Annotated in this window: 14 protein-coding genes and 1 tRNA gene; 6 read left to right on the top strand and 9 right to left on the bottom strand. The window is 52.8% G+C overall.

Going from position 1 to position 16,130, the window contains the following annotated elements:
* Positions 1–132: 132 nt before the first annotated feature.
* Positions 133–450: a quaternary ammonium compound efflux SMR transporter SugE gene (gene sugE, locus OGY67_RS09130; RefSeq protein ID WP_000118520.1), complete on the top strand. Its 318-nt coding sequence runs from the start codon at positions 133–135 to the stop codon at positions 448–450.
* Here the strand turns inward: sugE and OGY67_RS09125 are convergent.
* A complete protein-coding gene (locus tag OGY67_RS09125) occupies positions 447–980 on the bottom strand; it encodes a lipocalin family protein (RefSeq protein WP_286573878.1) in 534 nt (177 codons plus the stop codon). The two genes, sugE and OGY67_RS09125, sit on opposite strands and share 4 nt — an antisense overlap.
* 93 nt (positions 981–1,073) lie before the next feature.
* A complete protein-coding gene (gene blaCMY, locus OGY67_RS09120; RefSeq protein ID WP_286573877.1) occupies positions 1,074–2,219 on the bottom strand; it encodes a CMY-2 family class C beta-lactamase in 1,146 nt (381 codons plus the stop codon).
* Positions 2,220–2,350: 131 nt separating this feature from the next.
* On the opposite strand from blaCMY, the gene ampR reads away from it, so the two are divergent.
* Positions 2,351–3,226 carry a LysR family transcriptional regulator AmpR gene (ampR, locus tag OGY67_RS09115; protein ID WP_250672260.1) on the top strand — a complete coding sequence of 292 codons (876 nt, stop codon included), beginning with the start codon at positions 2,351–2,353 and terminating at the stop codon, positions 3,224–3,226.
* A 41-nt stretch (positions 3,227–3,267) separates the two neighbouring features.
* On the opposite strand, the gene frdD is transcribed toward ampR, so the two are convergent.
* Genes frdD through frdA form a run of 4 tightly spaced genes read right to left on the bottom strand, consistent with a single transcriptional unit; the run spans position 3,268 to position 6,558 of the window.
* Entirely contained in the window at positions 3,268–3,624 is a 357-nt protein-coding gene (frdD, locus tag OGY67_RS09110; RefSeq protein WP_003025535.1) for a fumarate reductase subunit FrdD, read from the bottom strand.
* A 10-nt stretch (positions 3,625–3,634) separates the two neighbouring features.
* Positions 3,635–4,030, bottom strand: coding sequence for a fumarate reductase subunit FrdC (frdC, locus tag OGY67_RS09105; RefSeq protein WP_003025537.1), 396 nt, complete (start codon positions 4,028–4,030; stop codon positions 3,635–3,637).
* Between the two features lie 10 nt (positions 4,031–4,040).
* Entirely contained in the window at positions 4,041–4,775 is a 735-nt protein-coding gene (frdB, locus tag OGY67_RS09100; RefSeq protein ID WP_003025540.1) for a fumarate reductase iron-sulfur protein, read from the bottom strand.
* Positions 4,768–6,558 (bottom strand): fumarate reductase (quinol) flavoprotein subunit, encoded by a 1,791-nt coding sequence (gene frdA, locus OGY67_RS09095; RefSeq protein ID WP_003830519.1) that lies wholly within the window; start codon positions 6,556–6,558, stop codon positions 4,768–4,770. The genes frdB and frdA overlap by 8 nt, the downstream gene beginning before the upstream one ends.
* Positions 6,559–6,882: 324 nt before the next feature.
* On the opposite strand from frdA, the gene epmA reads away from it, so the two are divergent.
* Together epmA and yjeM are read left to right on the top strand one after the other, a co-directional pair.
* Positions 6,883–7,860, top strand: a complete 978-nt coding sequence (gene epmA / locus OGY67_RS09090; RefSeq protein ID WP_003830517.1) for an elongation factor P--(R)-beta-lysine ligase — start codon at positions 6,883–6,885, stop codon at positions 7,858–7,860.
* Between the two features lie 214 nt (positions 7,861–8,074).
* The gene (gene yjeM / locus OGY67_RS09085) at positions 8,075–9,577 is read left to right on the top strand and encodes a glutamate/gamma-aminobutyrate family transporter YjeM (RefSeq protein ID WP_008785995.1); all 1,503 of its coding nucleotides are present in this window, start codon (positions 8,075–8,077) and stop codon (positions 9,575–9,577) included.
* Positions 9,578–9,758: 181 nt separating this feature from the next.
* Here the strand turns inward: yjeM and mscM are convergent, their stop codons facing one another.
* The 3 genes from mscM to rsgA form a co-directional block, all read right to left on the bottom strand.
* Entirely contained in the window at positions 9,759–13,073 is a 3,315-nt protein-coding gene (gene mscM / locus OGY67_RS09080) for a miniconductance mechanosensitive channel MscM (protein ID WP_008785996.1), read from the bottom strand.
* 17 nt (positions 13,074–13,090) lie between these two features.
* The gene (asd, locus tag OGY67_RS09075; RefSeq protein ID WP_048212901.1) at positions 13,091–14,059 is read right to left on the bottom strand and encodes an archaetidylserine decarboxylase; all 969 of its coding nucleotides are present in this window, start codon (positions 14,057–14,059) and stop codon (positions 13,091–13,093) included.
* Positions 14,060–14,151: 92 nt separating this feature from the next.
* Entirely contained in the window at positions 14,152–15,204 is a 1,053-nt protein-coding gene (rsgA, locus tag OGY67_RS09070) for a small ribosomal subunit biogenesis GTPase RsgA (protein ID WP_191553955.1), read from the bottom strand.
* Positions 15,205–15,309: 105 nt separating this feature from the next.
* On the opposite strand from rsgA, the gene orn reads away from it, so the two are divergent.
* Both orn and OGY67_RS09060 read left to right on the top strand, forming a co-directional pair.
* Positions 15,310–15,855 (top strand): oligoribonuclease, encoded by a 546-nt coding sequence (gene orn, locus OGY67_RS09065; RefSeq protein WP_020996267.1) that lies wholly within the window; start codon positions 15,310–15,312, stop codon positions 15,853–15,855.
* A 196-nt stretch (positions 15,856–16,051) separates the two neighbouring features.
* A tRNA-Gly gene (locus tag OGY67_RS09060) sits at positions 16,052–16,127 on the top strand.
* The last annotated feature ends 3 nt before the right edge of the window (positions 16,128–16,130 follow it).

Genomic DNA, 16,130 nt, shown 5'->3' with positions numbered 1-16,130 from the left:
TAGCAGGCGGTGAATAAAAAGGTTGAAATTCATTTTCTTCCGGGCAAAAATGCCATTTCACACATTAGCTTTGCAGGACGACCTGCAAACGCTTCTTTCACCGGGGACGGCCCCATTGTTCTGGAGCCTGATATGTCCTGGATCGTTTTATTAATTGCAGGTTTGCTCGAAGTTGTCTGGGCGATTGGCCTGAAATACACCCACGGTTTTACGCGTCTTACGCCAAGCATTATCACTATTGCGGCGATGATCGTCAGTATCGCCATGCTCTCCTGGGCAATGCGCACGTTGCCTGTAGGAACCGCTTATGCGGTCTGGACCGGTATTGGCGCTGTTGGGGCGGCCATTACAGGGATTTTGCTGCTGGGTGAGTCTGCCAGCCCGGCACGTTTGCTGAGCCTTGGGCTGATCGTTGCTGGCATTATTGGTCTGAAGCTGAGCACTCACTAAGCGCCAGGCTGTTTCACCCAAATCAGTTTATTCACTTCAAACCCTTCCCGGGTCGCGATGGCTAACATTTGCTGTTTCATTTCATCTGAAATAGTAGGGGTCCGTGAAAGGATCCACAGGTAGTCGCGACCCGGGCCACAAACCAGCGCGTGACGATATTCCCGGTCGAGTGCAATTACGTTATACCCGCCATAGAAGGGGCCGAAAAAAGAAACTTTAAGCGCGGCTCTGCTTGGGTCGCCGGTGAAATAGGCTTTCCCTTCCGTTTTCTGCCACATCTCCCTGTCAGGGTTATAGCCCTTGTTAATAACGTTGATGCCGCCGTCGTCGCGCAAGCTGTATGTTGCGGTCACTTTATCCAACCCGCGCTCGAAACGATGGTCGAAGCGTGCAATTTCATACCAGGTTCCCAGATAGCGTTTGGCATCAAAGTTATTTACCACGGTAACGCCTTTGGGCGGTGTCGGGGAGCTACACGCGACAACCAGGAATGCAGCCGTAACTGCAGCAACGACGGGCAAAATGCGCATGGGATTTTCCTTGCTGTATTTTTGTTAAGTGTAGATGACAACAGGAAAAAAAGAGAAAGAAAGGAGGCCCAATATCCTGGGCCTCATCGTCAGTTATTGCAGCTTTTCAAGAATGCGCCAGGCCGCCTCGACACGGACAGGGTTAGGATAGCTTTTGTTTGCCAGCATCACGATGCCAAGGTTTTTTTCTGGAACGAAGGCAACGTAGCTGCCAAATCCACCAGTGGATCCCGTTTTATGCACCCATGAGGCTTTCACTGCCGGGGCGGGCGGGTTTACCTCAACGGCGGGAAGCGCTGCCAATGCCACTTTGCTGTCGCTACCGTTGATGATCGAATCAGCCTTCAGCGGCCAGTTCAGCATCTCCCAGCCTAATCCCTGGTACATATCGCCAATACGCCAGTAGCGAGACTGCGCAAGCGCAATGCCCTGCTGGAGCGTTTTCTCCTGAACGCGGCTGGCGTCCATGTTGACCTGAACCCAGCGTGCCATATCGGTAACGTTGGATTTCACGCCATAGGCTTCGGCGTCAAGTTGTCCCGGAGAAACGTGTACAGGCTTCCCTTCGCGATAGCCCCAGGCATAATCTTTTTGTTCGCTTTGCGGAACTGTAATCCAGGTATGCGCCAGTTTTAATGGCTGCAGGACGCGTCTGGTCATTGCCTCTTCGTAGCTCATACCTGAGGGTTTCACCGCCAGCGCGCCAAACAGACCAATGCTTGAGTTAGCGTAAAGACGCTTAGCGCCCGGGGCCCATTGCGGCTGCCAGTTTTGATAAAAACGCAGTAATGCGGCTTTATCCGTAACGTCATCGGGGATCTGCAGCGGCAGGCCGCCTGCCGTGTAGGTGGCTAAGTGCAGCAGGCTGATACCCTGCCACTGTTTGCCTGTCAGTTCTGGCCAGTATTTCGTGACCGGATCGCTGAGCTTAATTTCGCCGCGGGCGATAGCATCGCCGCCCAACACGCCGTTAAACGTCTTACTGACCGACCCTAGCTCAAACAGAGTTTGCTGCGTGACTGGGTGGTTATTGGCGATATCGGCTTTACCCCAGGTGAAATAATAGGGTTTTCCCTGGTAGATAACGGCAACGGCCATACCCGGAATAGCCTGCTCCTGCATCAACGGGGTGATGGTGCGATTAACGATATCGGCAATCTGTTGTTCTGCTTTGGCGGTGGCAAACGTGGAGAATGAGGCTGTCAGCAGCAGAGCGCAGCATAACGATTTTTTCATCATGAAATCAGTTCCGTAATTAAAAGCAAAAGGGTGTCCGGGCCCGTCAGACGCAATCAGTGTGTTTGATTTGCACCGTGTTGACAAACGGTTAAATTTAGCAGCAGATATAAGTTTTTCTAACAGGCCGGATGATGACGCGTAGCTATATCCCTCTTAACTCGCTGCGGGCTTTTGAAGCCGCGGCCAGACATCTCAGTTTTACCCGCGCCGCGATTGAGCTCAATGTGACGCATTCTGCCATCAGTCAGCATGTAAAAGCGCTGGAGCAGCAGCTAAATTGTCAGCTTTTTGTGCGCGTTTCTCGTGGATTAATATTGACGACTGAAGGGGAAAGTCTGTTACCTGTACTTAATGACTCTTTCGATCGTATGGCGGGGATGCTGGATCGTTTTGCCACCAAACAGACCCAGGAAAAACTTAAAATTGGCGTGGTGGGGACCTTTGCGGTTGGGTGTCTGTTTCCTCTACTGGGCGATTTTACGCGCAGTTACCCGCATATTGATTTGCATATTTCTACCCATAATAACCGCGTGGATCCCGCTGCCGAAGGGCTGGATTATACCATTCGCTACGGAGGGGGAGCCTGGCACGATACCGACGCGCAATATTTATGTAGCGCGTTGATGTCTCCACTGTGTTCGCCAACATTGGCTTCGCAGATTCAAACGCCTGCGGACATCCTGAAATTTCCGTTATTACGATCGTATCGGCGGGATGAATGGACGCTTTGGATGCAGGCCGCCGGAGAGGCGCCCCCGTCACCGACGCACAACGTGGTGGTGTTTGATTCGTCCGTCACCATGCTGGAAGCCGCGCAGGCGGGGATCGGTGTGGCAATTGCACCAGTCAGAATGTTCACGCATTTACTCAGTAGGGAACGAATCGTTCAACCGTTTTTAACGCAGATTGATTTGGGAAGTTACTGGATAACGCGTTTGCAATCGCGTCCGGAGACACCCGCGATGCGTGAATTTTCCCGTTGGTTGACAGGAATGCTGCACAAATAAAAAGGCCCGCCAATGGCGGGCCTGATAATTAACGCATGTACTTAGATGGTCAGAATACCAATAGCCGTTACAACGGTCAGGATTGCTGCCAGTCCATAGAATACCCATTTGCCAGCAGGCACGTGGATTTTCAGGTCATGCATCGCGTGGTGCATACGGTGTAAACCACACCACAGCGGCAGAACGATCATCAGGAACAGAAACGCACGTCCGATGAAGCTCTGAGCGAATGCCAGTACGCGTTCATAGCTGAAAGCATCAGGAACAAAGCCCAGCGGCAGCATAATGCCTACCAGCAGGATCATTACCGGCGCAATGATTGCGCTCCACATACCGCCTGCACCAAACAGGCCCCAGAATACGGGTTCGTCAGAGCGTTTTGGATTTGGATTAATCATTCCGGACTCCTTACCAGAACAGGGCAACAAACAGTATGACTACTGTCGCAACCACAGTAACTGCCCAGAGACCTTTGATGATCGGCTCTGGCCCCATTTTTTCGTCTTTTACGATGATGTTGGCTGCTTTTGGCGCCAGCTCAAACCAGGTTTTGGTATGCAGCAGCGCTGCTGCCAGGGCGATAATGTTAAGGATTACCACCACCGGGTTTTGCAAAAAGGCGACAAAGCCCATCCAGGACTCTGCACCATGCTTGAGTGCAAACAGGCCGATAATCAGTTCAATGCTGAACCAGACTGCCGGAACTGCCGTGCCTTCACGCAGCATGTAAAAACGATAAAATGGCAGCTTTTTCCACCAGGTGGACGTCATTGGCCGCACATAGGCTTTACGTTTAGTCGTCATCGTGCACTCCTTAGCGTGGTTTCAGGGTAGCGATAAGAAAGTCTTTTGAACTTTCAACTTTACCCTGCTGAATGGCCGCAGCCGGATCGACGTGTTTCGGGCAGACTTCGGAGCAGTAGCCCACGAAAGTACAGGTCCAGACGCCGTTCGGGCTGTTCAACTGAGCCATACGCTCCTTCTTACCGTGGTCGCGGCTATCTTCGTTGTAACGATGCGCCAGCGTAATCGCAGCCGGTCCAATGAACTCAGGGTTCAGGCCGAACTGCGGACACGCGGCATAGCACAGACCACAGTTGATGCAACCGGAGAACTGATGATACTTCGCCATCTGCGCCGGAGTCTGGGTGTTTGGACCCTGATCCGGTGTACGCGGGTTACCGATAATGTACGGTTTGATCGCTTCCAGGCTTTCGATAAAGTGCGTCATGTCGACGACCAGATCGCGTTCAATCGGGAAGTTGCCCAGCGCTTCAACCTTCATGCCGTTGGTGTAATCACGCAGGAAGGTTTTGCACGCCAGTTTCGGTACATTGTTGACCATCATGCCGCAGGAGCCGCAGATCGCCATACGGCAGGACCAGCGGTAGCTCAGGTCCGGTGCCAGGTTATCCTTGATGTAGCCCAGCGCATCCAGCAGTGACGTGGTTTCATCATAAGGAACTTCGTAGAAAGCACTGTGCGGCGCGGTATCGGTTTCCGGGTTATAGCGCACCACCTCAACTTTCAGGTTTTTCATCTCAGCCATTCGCCTTCTCCTTCTTATCGGCTGCTTCCGCTTCGCCACCGTAAACACGTTTAGCCGGTGGCAGAGTGGTGATTTTCACGTCGCTATATTCCAGGCGAGTCGTGCCGTCAGCATCGCGGAAGGCGAGGGTGTGTTTGAGGAAGTTCACATCGTCACGCTCGGTGCAGCCTTCATCCAGACGCTGGTGCGCGCCGCGGGATTCTTTACGCGCCAGAGCAGAGTGCGCCATACATTCAGCAACGTTCAGACCGTGACCCAGTTCGATGGTATACAGCAGGTCGGTGTTGAAGACGCTGGAGGTATCAGTGATACGTACGCGCTTGAAGCGTTCCTGCAGTTCCGCCAGTTTATCAACGGTTTTCTGCATGAGTTCCGGCGTACGGTAGATACCGCAACCTTCTTCCATGGACAGGCCCATTTCGTCACGGATCTTAGACCAGTTTTCGTTACCTTCCTGGTTAACCAGATCTTTCAGACGTTTTTCAACGCCAGCAACCTGTGCATCAAGAGCGGCACTGTTTGCAGCGCCAGCCGTTGCAGCGCGTTCTGCTGCCTGCTCACCGGCCATACGACCGAAGACCACCAGTTCTGCCAGGGAGTTAGAGCCCAGACGGTTAGCGCCATGCAGACCAACAGAGGAACATTCGCCGACAGCGAACAGACCTTTAATGCGGGTTTCACAGTGCTGATCGGTTTCGATACCGCCCATGGTGTAGTGCGCGGTCGGACGTACCGGGATCGGTTCTTTAACCGGATCGACACCCACGTAAGCTTTCGCCAGTTCGCAGATGAACGGTAAACGTTCGAGCAGTTTTTTCTCGCCGAGGTGACGCAGGTCGAGGTGAACCACATCGCCACGCGGAGTTGAAATGGTGTTGCCTTTGCGCCATTCGTGCCAGAACGCCTGAGAAACTTTGTCGCGCGGACCGAGTTCCATGTATTTGTTTTTTGGCTCGCCCAGCGGGGTTTCCGGACCCATGCCGTAGTCTTGCAGATAACGGTAGCCGTTTTTGTTGACCAGAATACCGCCTTCACCACGGCAGCCTTCAGTCATCAGGATACCGGATCCTGGCAGACCTGTTGGGTGATACTGAACGAATTCCATATCACGCAGCGGAACGCCGTGGCTCAGCGCCATGCCCATACCGTCGCCGGTTACGATGCCGCCGTTGGTGTTGTAACGGTAAACACGACCTGCGCCGCCCGTTGCCATCACGACAGCGTTAGCACGGATTTGCACCAGCGTGCCTTCCATCATGTTCATGGCAACCAGGCCGCGAGCATGACCGTCGTCAACCAGGATATCCAGAACGAAGTGTTCGTCAAAGCGCTGAATCTGCGGGAACTGCAAAGATGTTTGGAACAGCGTATGCAGCATGTGGAAGCCGGTCTTATCCGCGGCAAACCAGGTACGCTCGATTTTCATGCCGCCGAAGCGACGTACGTTGACGCTACCGTCTTCACGACGGCTCCATGGGCAGCCCCATTGTTCCAGTTGCGTCATTTCAGTTGGGCAGTGGTGGACAAAGTAATCCACGACATCCTGCTCACACAGCCAGTCTCCGCCTGCTACCGTATCGTGAAAATGGTAGTCGAAGCTGTCATGATCCTGCGCGACAGCAGCAGAGCCGCCTTCGGCAGCAACGGTATGGCTGCGCATTGGGTACACTTTTGAGATCAGTGCGATTTTAGCGTTGGGATTTGCTTGTGCGGCAGCAATTGCAGCACGTAATCCCGCGCCACCGGCGCCTATAATGGCAAGATCGGCTTGAAAGGTTTGCACGACATTCCTCCAGATTGTTGTTATTTCATCCCTGCCTGAAATCAGATGCTTCATCGGCTTCAAACAGGTTATGAACGCGTTTCCACTGCTCCTTTATAGGTACAATAGTATAGTCTTAGGGATGTGCGGGAAATTTGACGTGTTCGATTTTTTTAGCGTGTCATAGGGGGGAATTATCATTGAATTTGATTAATTTAATTACTAAACCACCCTAAGTCGCTTTTTTTATCCAATTGCCAGTGATGATTAGTGCTGCCTGAAATTTGTCTCGCTAGCGCGATACGAGTAGACTTCGTGCCCTTGTCATAAATCGGAGAAACAACCATGAGCGAAACGGCAACCTGGCAGCCGAGCGCGTCCATCCCCAATCTGTTGAAACGTGCAGCAATTATAGCGGAGATTCGCCGCTTTTTTGCCGATCGTGGCGTGCTTGAGGTTGAGACCCCTTGTATGAGTCAGGCAACGGTAACGGACATCCACCTGTTCCCGTTCGAAACGCGTTTCGTTGGCCCTGGACACTCCCAGGGAATGAATCTCTATTTAATGACCAGCCCTGAATACCATATGAAGCGCCTGCTGGTGGCAGGATGCGGCCCGGTGTATCAACTGTGCCGCAGCTTCCGTAATGAAGAGATGGGGCGCCATCATAACCCTGAATTCACCATGCTTGAGTGGTATCGTCCGCACTACGATATGTATCGCCTGATGAATGAAGTGGATGATTTGCTCCAGCAGGTGCTGGACTGCTCACCTGCGGAAAGCCTTTCTTACCAGCAGGCCTTCCAGCGCCATCTGGAGATTGACCCGCTGTCTGCGGATAAAACCCAACTGCGGGAAGTGGCGGCGAAATTGGATCTCAGCAATATCGCTGATACCGAAGAAGACCGGGATACCTTACTGCAACTGCTGTTTACGATGGGTGTTGAACCGCATATTGGTAAAGACAAGCCGACGTTTGTGTATCATTTCCCGGCCAGCCAGGCATCACTGGCGCAAATCAGTACCGAAGATCACCGCGTGGCTGAACGTTTCGAGGTTTATTACAAAGGTATTGAGCTGGCGAATGGTTTCCATGAATTGACCGACGCGCGCGAACAGCAGCAGCGGTTTGAACAGGATAACCGCAAACGTGCCGCACGAGGCTTACCACAGCAACCTATCGATACCAACCTGCTGGAAGCGCTGAAAGTCGGCATGCCGGATTGCTCAGGCGTGGCGCTGGGCGTTGACCGTCTGGTGATGCTGGCGCTGGGCGCAGAGAGCCTGGCCGAGGTAATCGCATTTACCGTCGATCGCGCATAACTTACTCTTCTGCAATGCAAAGTGGTGGCTTAATCACCACTTTGTAGCATATTTTTTCATTTCCCCTCTAATAGCCACAATTTACACCTGGATATTTGATATCGTTTAGGTATCAATTCTGTGTTGTTTTTTTTATCGCTGAACTCTGCAAAGAGAGCAGTGCCAACCGGTGAGCGGCGTTTGTTAAACGCTTGCCAGAGTAAGGGATGGTTTAATGACCCAAACAATAAAAAAGATGAGCCTGATAGGTCTCATTCTCATGATATTTACGTCAGTTTTCGGTTTTGCTAATAGCCCCTCCGCGTTCTATTTAATGGGGTATAGTGCAATACCGTGGTATATATTTTCTGCATTATTATTCTTTATTCCATTTGCTTTAATGATGGCGGAAATGGGTTCTGCCTATCGGAAAGAAGAGGGGGGAATCTATTCGTGGATGAATAATAGCGTTGGACCACGCTATGCGTTTATCGGCACGTTTATGTGGTTTTCTTCTTATGTGATATGGATGGTTAGTACTGCGGCGAAAGTCTGGGTACCTTTTTCAACCTTCTTGTTTGGCGCAGACATGACGCAGCACTGGCGTATTGCAGGGCTTGAGCCTACGCAGGTTGTCGGACTGCTCGCAGTCGGTTGGATGATCCTGGTGACCTGCGTGGCATCCCGGGGTATTAATAAGATTGCGCGTATTACGGCTGTAGGTGGAATTGCCGTAATGTGTCTTAATTTAGTTCTGTTGTTAGTGAGTGTCGCTATTTTGTTATTAACTGGTGGCCACTTTGCACAGGATATTAATTTCATCTCTTCGCCTAATCCCGGATATCAGTCTGGACTGGCAATGTTGTCATTTGTTGTGTTTGCCATTTTTGCTTACGGCGGAATTGAAGCTGTAGGGGGACTGGTTGATAAAACAGAAAAACCAGAAAAGAACTTTGCTAAAGGCATTGTCTTTGCCGCTATCGTCATTTCTGTTGGTTATTCACTGGCCATCTTTTTATGGGGCGTTAGCACTAACTGGCAGCAGGTATTAAGTAATAGCTCAGTTAACCTCGGGAATATTACCTATATCCTGATGAAAAGCCTCGGAATGACGTTGGGTAACGCGCTACATCTTTCCCCTGATGCCGCAATGGTGATGGGCGTATGGTTTGCACGTATTACCGGGCTTTCCATGTTCCTTGCCTACACCGGCGCTTTTTTCACCCTCAGCTACTCACCGCTGAAAGCGATTATTCAGGGCACGCCGAAGGCGTTGTGGCCCGCGCCGATGACCAAACTGAATGCCGTAGGGATGCCGACGACGGCAATGTGGTTACAGTGCCTGCTGGTGAGCCTGTTTATCCTGTTGGTTTCATTTGGTGGCGATACGGCTTCAGCGTTCTATAACAAACTGACGCTGATGGCGAACGTCTCGATGACGCTGCCGTATCTGTTCCTGGCGCTGGCGTTTCCGTTCTTTAAATCCCGTCCGGGTCTGGAAAGGCCGTTTGTTGTCTTTAAAACCCGAGCGGCGACGCTGCTGGCAACGGGAGTGGTCGTGCTGGTGGTGACGTTTGCTAATGTGTTCACCATCATCCAGCCGGTAATTGAAGCCGGAGACTGGAACAGCGCACTGTGGATGACCGGCGGTCCGATCTTCTTCTCACTGCTGGCGATGGCGATTTATCAGAACTACAGCCGTCGCACGACCAACGAGCCTGAGTGGGCGGTGGAATAAAGGCCATCTGGCGTTTATTGCCTGTTGCCGATCCGGACGCATATTAAGCTCGAAAATGTCTGTAATCGGCGATGAAATGCCCGATGGCGCAAGCTTATCGGGCCTACAGGTTAATTGCAGACCCGTAGGCCGGATAAGACCCAACGGGTCGCCATCCGGCATTTCTTGCCTGCATTGTGCGTTACAAACTCCCTGCCGGGCGACTGCCTCTTCCTGCAGAACTTAATGTTCTCCCTGTTTGCTTACCGCCGAGGCTCTCCAGACGCATCTGGAACGGAGGGAACGGCATATCAATACCGTGCTCGCGGAAGCCTGCCAGAATCAGTTGATGGATTTCATGGCGCAGCGGCATGCGATGTCCCATCTCTGCGGCATAAATACGCAGTTCGAAGATTTGAATCCCCTGCTGCAAGTCAACCAGGAAGACTTCAGGTGCCGGATTATCGATAACCAGCGAACAGCGCTGCGCGGCAGTCAGCAGGATCTGCGTAACCTCCTCGCTATTCGCCTCAGACGGTGCCGGGATGGTTAACACTACACGGGTAACGGAATCGGATAACGACCAGTTGATAAACTGTTCGGTGATAAAGGCTTTGTTGGGCACGATGATCTCTTTGCGGTCCCAGTCGCTGATAGTGGTGGCGCGGGTATTAATTTTCGTCACGCTACCGGTAAGATCGCGAATCGTCACCGTGTCGCCAATGCGGATTGGTTTTTCAAACAGGATAATCAGGCCGGAAATAAAGTTGGCGAAGATCTCCTGCAAACCAAAGCCCAGACCGACACCGAGAGCCGCCACCAGCCATTGCAGTTTGGACCATTCAATACCGATCATCGAGAAACCAACCAGACCGCCAATCAGCATCAGCAAATACTTGGTAATGGTGGTGATGGCATAACCGGTGCCGGGGGTTAAATCCAGATGTTGCAGTAGTGCCAGCTCCAGCAGTGCGGGTAGGTTGCGCACTAACTGGGTGGTGATGATAAATACCAGAATCGCGATAAGCACCGCGCCCAGCGTTATCGGTTCTAAGCTTTCCACGCCCTGAACCGTGGAGGTGACATCCCACAACGAGATGTTTTCCAGGAAGCCGAAAGCGGAATGAATTTCTGACCACAGTACAATGACCGAGAGCAGGGCGATAAGCATCAGGATAGAACGCACCAGGCGCAGCGATTGCGCGCTGATAGCATCCAGATCCACTTCGCTTTCATCAACGTCAATCGCGCCTTCAAGGCTGGTGGAATGCGGTGGTTCTTCTTCGCCCCGCGCGCGCTGCGCCAGCATTTCAGCGCGTCGATGCTTGGCGCGGTCAAACGCCAGGCGGCGACGCTGAATCAGCATCCAACGGCGGATAACGTGATACACCACCAGTAATAAGAACCAAATCGCTACAGACGTTTCCAGACGTGCCAGCAGGGCTTGTGACGTGGCGAGGTAGCCTACTGCCGCGGCGAGAATGGCAATCAGAGGCGCACCCATCAGCATATTCCACAGCATGCTGTTGACCATGTTATCGCTGTTGCCCTCTTTATCGAGGTACAGCGGTATCCCGGCGCGTTTCAGGCTCAGGGTTACGACCGCCAGCGCACCGCAAATCAGAATAAAGCACAGACGTCCCAGTGAGGCGGAGAATTCCCGGTCATTGAGGTTATCAAACATAATCACCGCCATGATCAACGGGACAATCAGCCCGATGCTCATCAGGTAATAGTGCATGGCTTTCGCGACGCGGTTCCGCGGCCAGCCAAAGTGGGCAATGAACAGACCGTTGGGGCGTGCAAAGGTGGCGCAGATCATTACCGCCCACAGCATGGGCACCGTGGCGGTAACGCCATCGCCGATCGCGACAGCCAACGGATAAGGCCAGGCTTCCTGCAATCCGTAACCGAGCGTTGCCCACAGCACTGGCAACGGCGAAGCGACGAGTATTGACCAGAATACCGTGCGTATTGTCAGCCAGAAGTGATCCTGGGTGACTTTCCCGACCCGCGCGGACGAGCGTTCAAGGAAACGGGTGAAGTGCTTGCGCGAAGAGAGGCTAAAGCCAACTAACACCAACGCCGCGAACAGCGGTAGCAGCGTTTCTTTGCTGGTCAGCATCATGATGCTGGCTTTGCCCAACTGATTAAACGTATCTAATGAGATCAGACGCCGCAGATCCTGAACGATGTCGACAGGCCAGGAGAGCGAGATAGGGCTAACGTCTGACGTCCAGAACAGGTAGCGGTGTGTCGCTTCATTGACCTCTTTTAGCGCATCTTCCAGTTGGCTGTTGGAAACTTTGAGCTTGGTCAGCTCAAGGATCAGCGTATCGCCGCCCTGTAACAATGAGTTCAGCAACTCACGCTGGGTGCGTAGCTGGGCGTTGAGGATGCTGCTCTGTTCAGCGGTGAGAGGTTGTCCATCGGCCTGATGAATTTGACGCAGCTGCGGCTGTTTGTTGAGGAGATCCTCATAGCGCATGCGGTGTACGCGAAGCTGCGCCATTTCGGTATCCAACTGCTGAGGTTTGGGCATTTCCGGCAGACGGGATACCTGCGCTCGCAGCGCTTCTCCCAGCATATTTGAAACCCCAAGCCACTGAGACTGCTCTCGCAGCGTATTCAATGCCTGACGCACCTGCAGCGTTTGGCTGGCGGCCTGACGCTGCTGCGAAGCGACCAGGTCCATACGCTGCGCTTGCTGGTTTAAGGCCTGAGACAGCTCGCGGTTCACCTTGAACTGGTCGACAATGCCTTCCGGCAGTCCCGCGCTGTTTTCCGCCAGCAGTTCAGTGCTTTCCAGCGCTCGCTCAGCTTCACGCTGACGTTGACTGTTAAGCTGGTTGCGCAAAGCCTGTAGGTAAGCGTCGAGTTGTTGACTCTGTTTTTCCGCCAGTTCGGAGCGCATACGCGCCAGTTCCTGACGGTTATTGGCGGAAAGCTGCGCCAGCTCCAGTTCATCGACCTGGGCTTTAAGTTTGGCGGATTCAGCCTGCATCGCCTGATTCTGTGCGGAATTGCCGTTGGCCGTACCAATGCGTCGCTCAAGCTCATTGAGCTGGCGGCGGGCATCGGTTTGCTGTTGAGGAAGCTGGCTTAACGAGTCGGCGATTTCCCGGGCGCGATCCTGCTCCTGCTGGGCTTGACGACTCTTTTCCAGCAGTTGGCTGCTAACCTGGAGGATCTCCTGGTTTAACGCATCGGTAGTGAGTCCGGTTGGCACATTGCGCGGTTCATCACGCAGGTTGCTAAGCTGTGCGCGTAACGTTGCGGACAGCTTGGGGAAGTTATCAATAACCTGCTGATATTGTTGGGCGCGCTCGAGAGAGCCCTTACGCTCCTCAAGAGCATTTAGCGCGGACTGGAGCGCCTCGACGGTTTCTGGCTGAGCGGGTTTTGCCGCTTTTGCCTGCTCCAGTTCCTGGGTGAGTTGTTTGGCATCGGGGGCCGTCGCAGCGTACGCCCCCAGGCTGAGGCACCAGGCCATCAGAAAAGTGATAATCAGGCGCACAGCAGCGATTCCTATGTTTAACTTTCGTCTTTTTTGTCGTCAACCAGCGGGCTGGCGTCGTGTTCTGCTTCGATCTCTTCTTTCGCCAGCGGGGCCGGTTCTGCCTCTGGCGTCACGAAAGTCTCGGTTGAGATGGCCATTGGTTGGCCGATTTTGGTCACGGACAGATCCTGCAACTGCTCAACCAGGTTAACTTTGCCAGGTGCGAACAGGTTGATGACGGTGGAACCGAGCTTAAAGCGGCCCATTTCCTGACCTTTCAGCAGCGCCACCGACCCTTCGCTTTCGCCTTCCGGCCAGGTCCAGCGCTTGATGACGCCTTCACGCGGTGGGGTAATGGTGCCAGCCCATACGGTCTCAATGCTGCCGACGATGGTCGCGCCGACCAGAATCTGCACCATCGGGCCAAATTCGGTATCAAACAGACAGATTACACGTTCGTTGCGGGCAAACAGGTTCGGTACATTTTGCGCAGTCAGGATGTTTACAGAGAAGAGATCGCCCGGCACATACATCATTTCACGCAGGATACCGTTACACGGCATGTGTACACGGTGGTAATCGCGTGGAGACAAGTAAGTGGTTACAAACGTACCGTTGCGGAATTTGTCCGCCATCTGATAGTTGCCAGCCAGCAGCGCTTCAAGGGTATAGCTGTGCCCTTTAGCCTGCAGCAGTTTGTCTTCCTCGATGTTGCCTAACTGGTTAATCACACCGTCAGCGGGCATGACCAGTACGTTTGGATCGGTATTAATCGGGCGAGCATCATCGCGCAGCGGGCGAACAAAGAAGTCGTTGAAGGTGCGATAGCTGGCGGTGTCCGGCTTTTGCGCCTCTTTCATATCGACCTTGTAATATTTCACGAACAGATCGATAACCAGTTTGGTCAGCCATCCCGCTCGTTTGCTCGCACCCCAACCCGCCAGGCGAGTGAGCCATAGTTTCGGCAGAATGTATTGTAGCGAAAGCTTAAATGAGTTTAACAAGGTAGCCTCCAGGCCATAATTTGTTCCCGATCCGGCATACGGGCCGGATCCTGAAAAAAGGGGGACGATTCTAGCGATGCTTAGCTTAGTTGTCAGTTGTCTGTATCAGAAAAGTTTTTACGCGTTTTTACCTGCGCCATGCTTTCCAGGATGCGGTGATAATTTTCAAACCGGGTTTCGGCTATGACCCCTTTTTCTACAGCCTCACGGATAGCGCAGCCTGGATCGGTATCATGCTTGCAGTCGCGGTATTTGCAATGGCCCAGGTAGTCATGAAATTCGACAAAGCCATGCGTGATTTGTTCCGGCTCCAGATGCCACAGTCCAAACTCACGTACGCCAGGGGAGTCGATAACGTCGCCGCCGTGCGGGAAGTGATACAGGCGAGAGGCCGTGGTGGTGTGCTGTCCAAGGCCGGAGTTGTCAGAGACATCATTGGTCAGGATCTCTTCCTGCAGGCCGAGGAGATTATTGAGCAGGCTGGATTTACCTACGCCCGATTGACCGGCAAAAATGCTGATGCGATCGGTTAATGCTTCTTCAAGCGGTTTCAGGCCGTCTTTAGTGCGGCTTGATACCATCAACACCTGATAGCCAATGTTGCGATAGATATCCATCTGTTCGTTAACGAAGGCCATGCCTTCATCATCCAGCAGATCGATCTTATTCAGCACGATAATCGGTTCAACGTGTAGCGTTTCGCAGGCTACCAGATACCGGTCGATAATATTGAGTGACAGCTCGGGTAAGATGGCTGAGACAATAACGATCTGGTCGATGTTGGCGGCAATAGGCTTTACCCCGTCGTAAAAGTCGGGGCGTGTCAGTACCGAAGTACGATCGTGTACCGCTTCAACGATACCTTTGACATTCACGCCTTCAGCTGCCGCTTTACCCGGGCGCCAGACTACGCGATCGCCAGTAACCAGCGAGCGAATTGTACGGCGGATGTTGCAACGGTGAATTTCACCGTCAGCAGACTCTACGTCGGCATGCATGCCAAAACGGCTGATAACGATGCCTTCAGCGGTTTCGCCAAACAGGTTGTCGTCGTAGTCGGGCTTCTCCGTGGACGTTTTAAGACGACGCTGGTGATTGGCGTTCACACGGCGCTGTTGGCCTTTGGAGAGTTTATTCTTACTCAATCGGACTGGCTCCTGGTCGCCCATGATGGGCAAAACATTTATGATACACACAATTTTAGATCAATGTAGTCACACTGAATGTGACGCTGAAGGGTGGAAAATAGCATGAGTGCCAATGAAAACAACCTGATTTGGATCGATCTGGAGATGACAGGTCTGGATCCCGAGCGCGATCGCATTATTGAGATCGCCACGCTGGTGACGGATGCCAACCTGAATATTCTGGCTGAAGGACCGACAATTGCGGTGCACCAGTCCGACGAACAGCTGGCATTAATGGATGACTGGAACGTACGTACGCATACCGGAAGTGGGCTGGTGGAGCGCGTGAAGGCGAGCACCATGGGCGATCGTGAAGCTGAACTGGCCACGCTGGCTTTTTTGAAAGAGTGGGTTCCGGAAGGGAAATCACCTATCTGCGGCAACAGCATCGGGCAGGATCGTCGTTTCCTGTTTAAATACATGCCGGAGCTGGAGGCGTATTTCCATTATCGCTATCTGGACGTCAGCACGCTCAAAGAGCTGGCGCGTCGTTGGAAGCCGGAAATCCTTGCGGGCTTCACCAAGCAGGGAACACATCAGGCGATGGACGACATTCGTGAATCTGTTGCTGAGCTTGCTTACTATCGCGAACATTTTATTAATCTTTGATTTTGTTCTCCGGTGGCTTGCGTCACCGGTTTTTTGACGCTAAATTGTTCAGCTTGATTGTAAATTAATCACTTGAACGAATTTTCGAAAAAAACGCTTTCAGGGGGGTTGCAGCTAAACGGATTTCTCGTATAATGCGCCTCCCGTAACGACGCAGAAATGCGAATTACGACAGCAACAAAAGCAGTACAGATTTGCGGGAATAGCTCAGTTGGTAGAGCACGACCTTGCCAAGGTCGGGGTCGCGAGTTCGAGTCTCGTTTCCCGCTCCAAAA

This window comes from Citrobacter sp. Cpo015 (genome assembly GCF_030333035.1).
Classification (GTDB): domain Bacteria; phylum Pseudomonadota; class Gammaproteobacteria; order Enterobacterales; family Enterobacteriaceae; genus Citrobacter; species Citrobacter portucalensis.
Note: the sequence above shows the minus strand (reverse complement) of the source record. Positions and strands in the feature narration are given on the sequence as shown.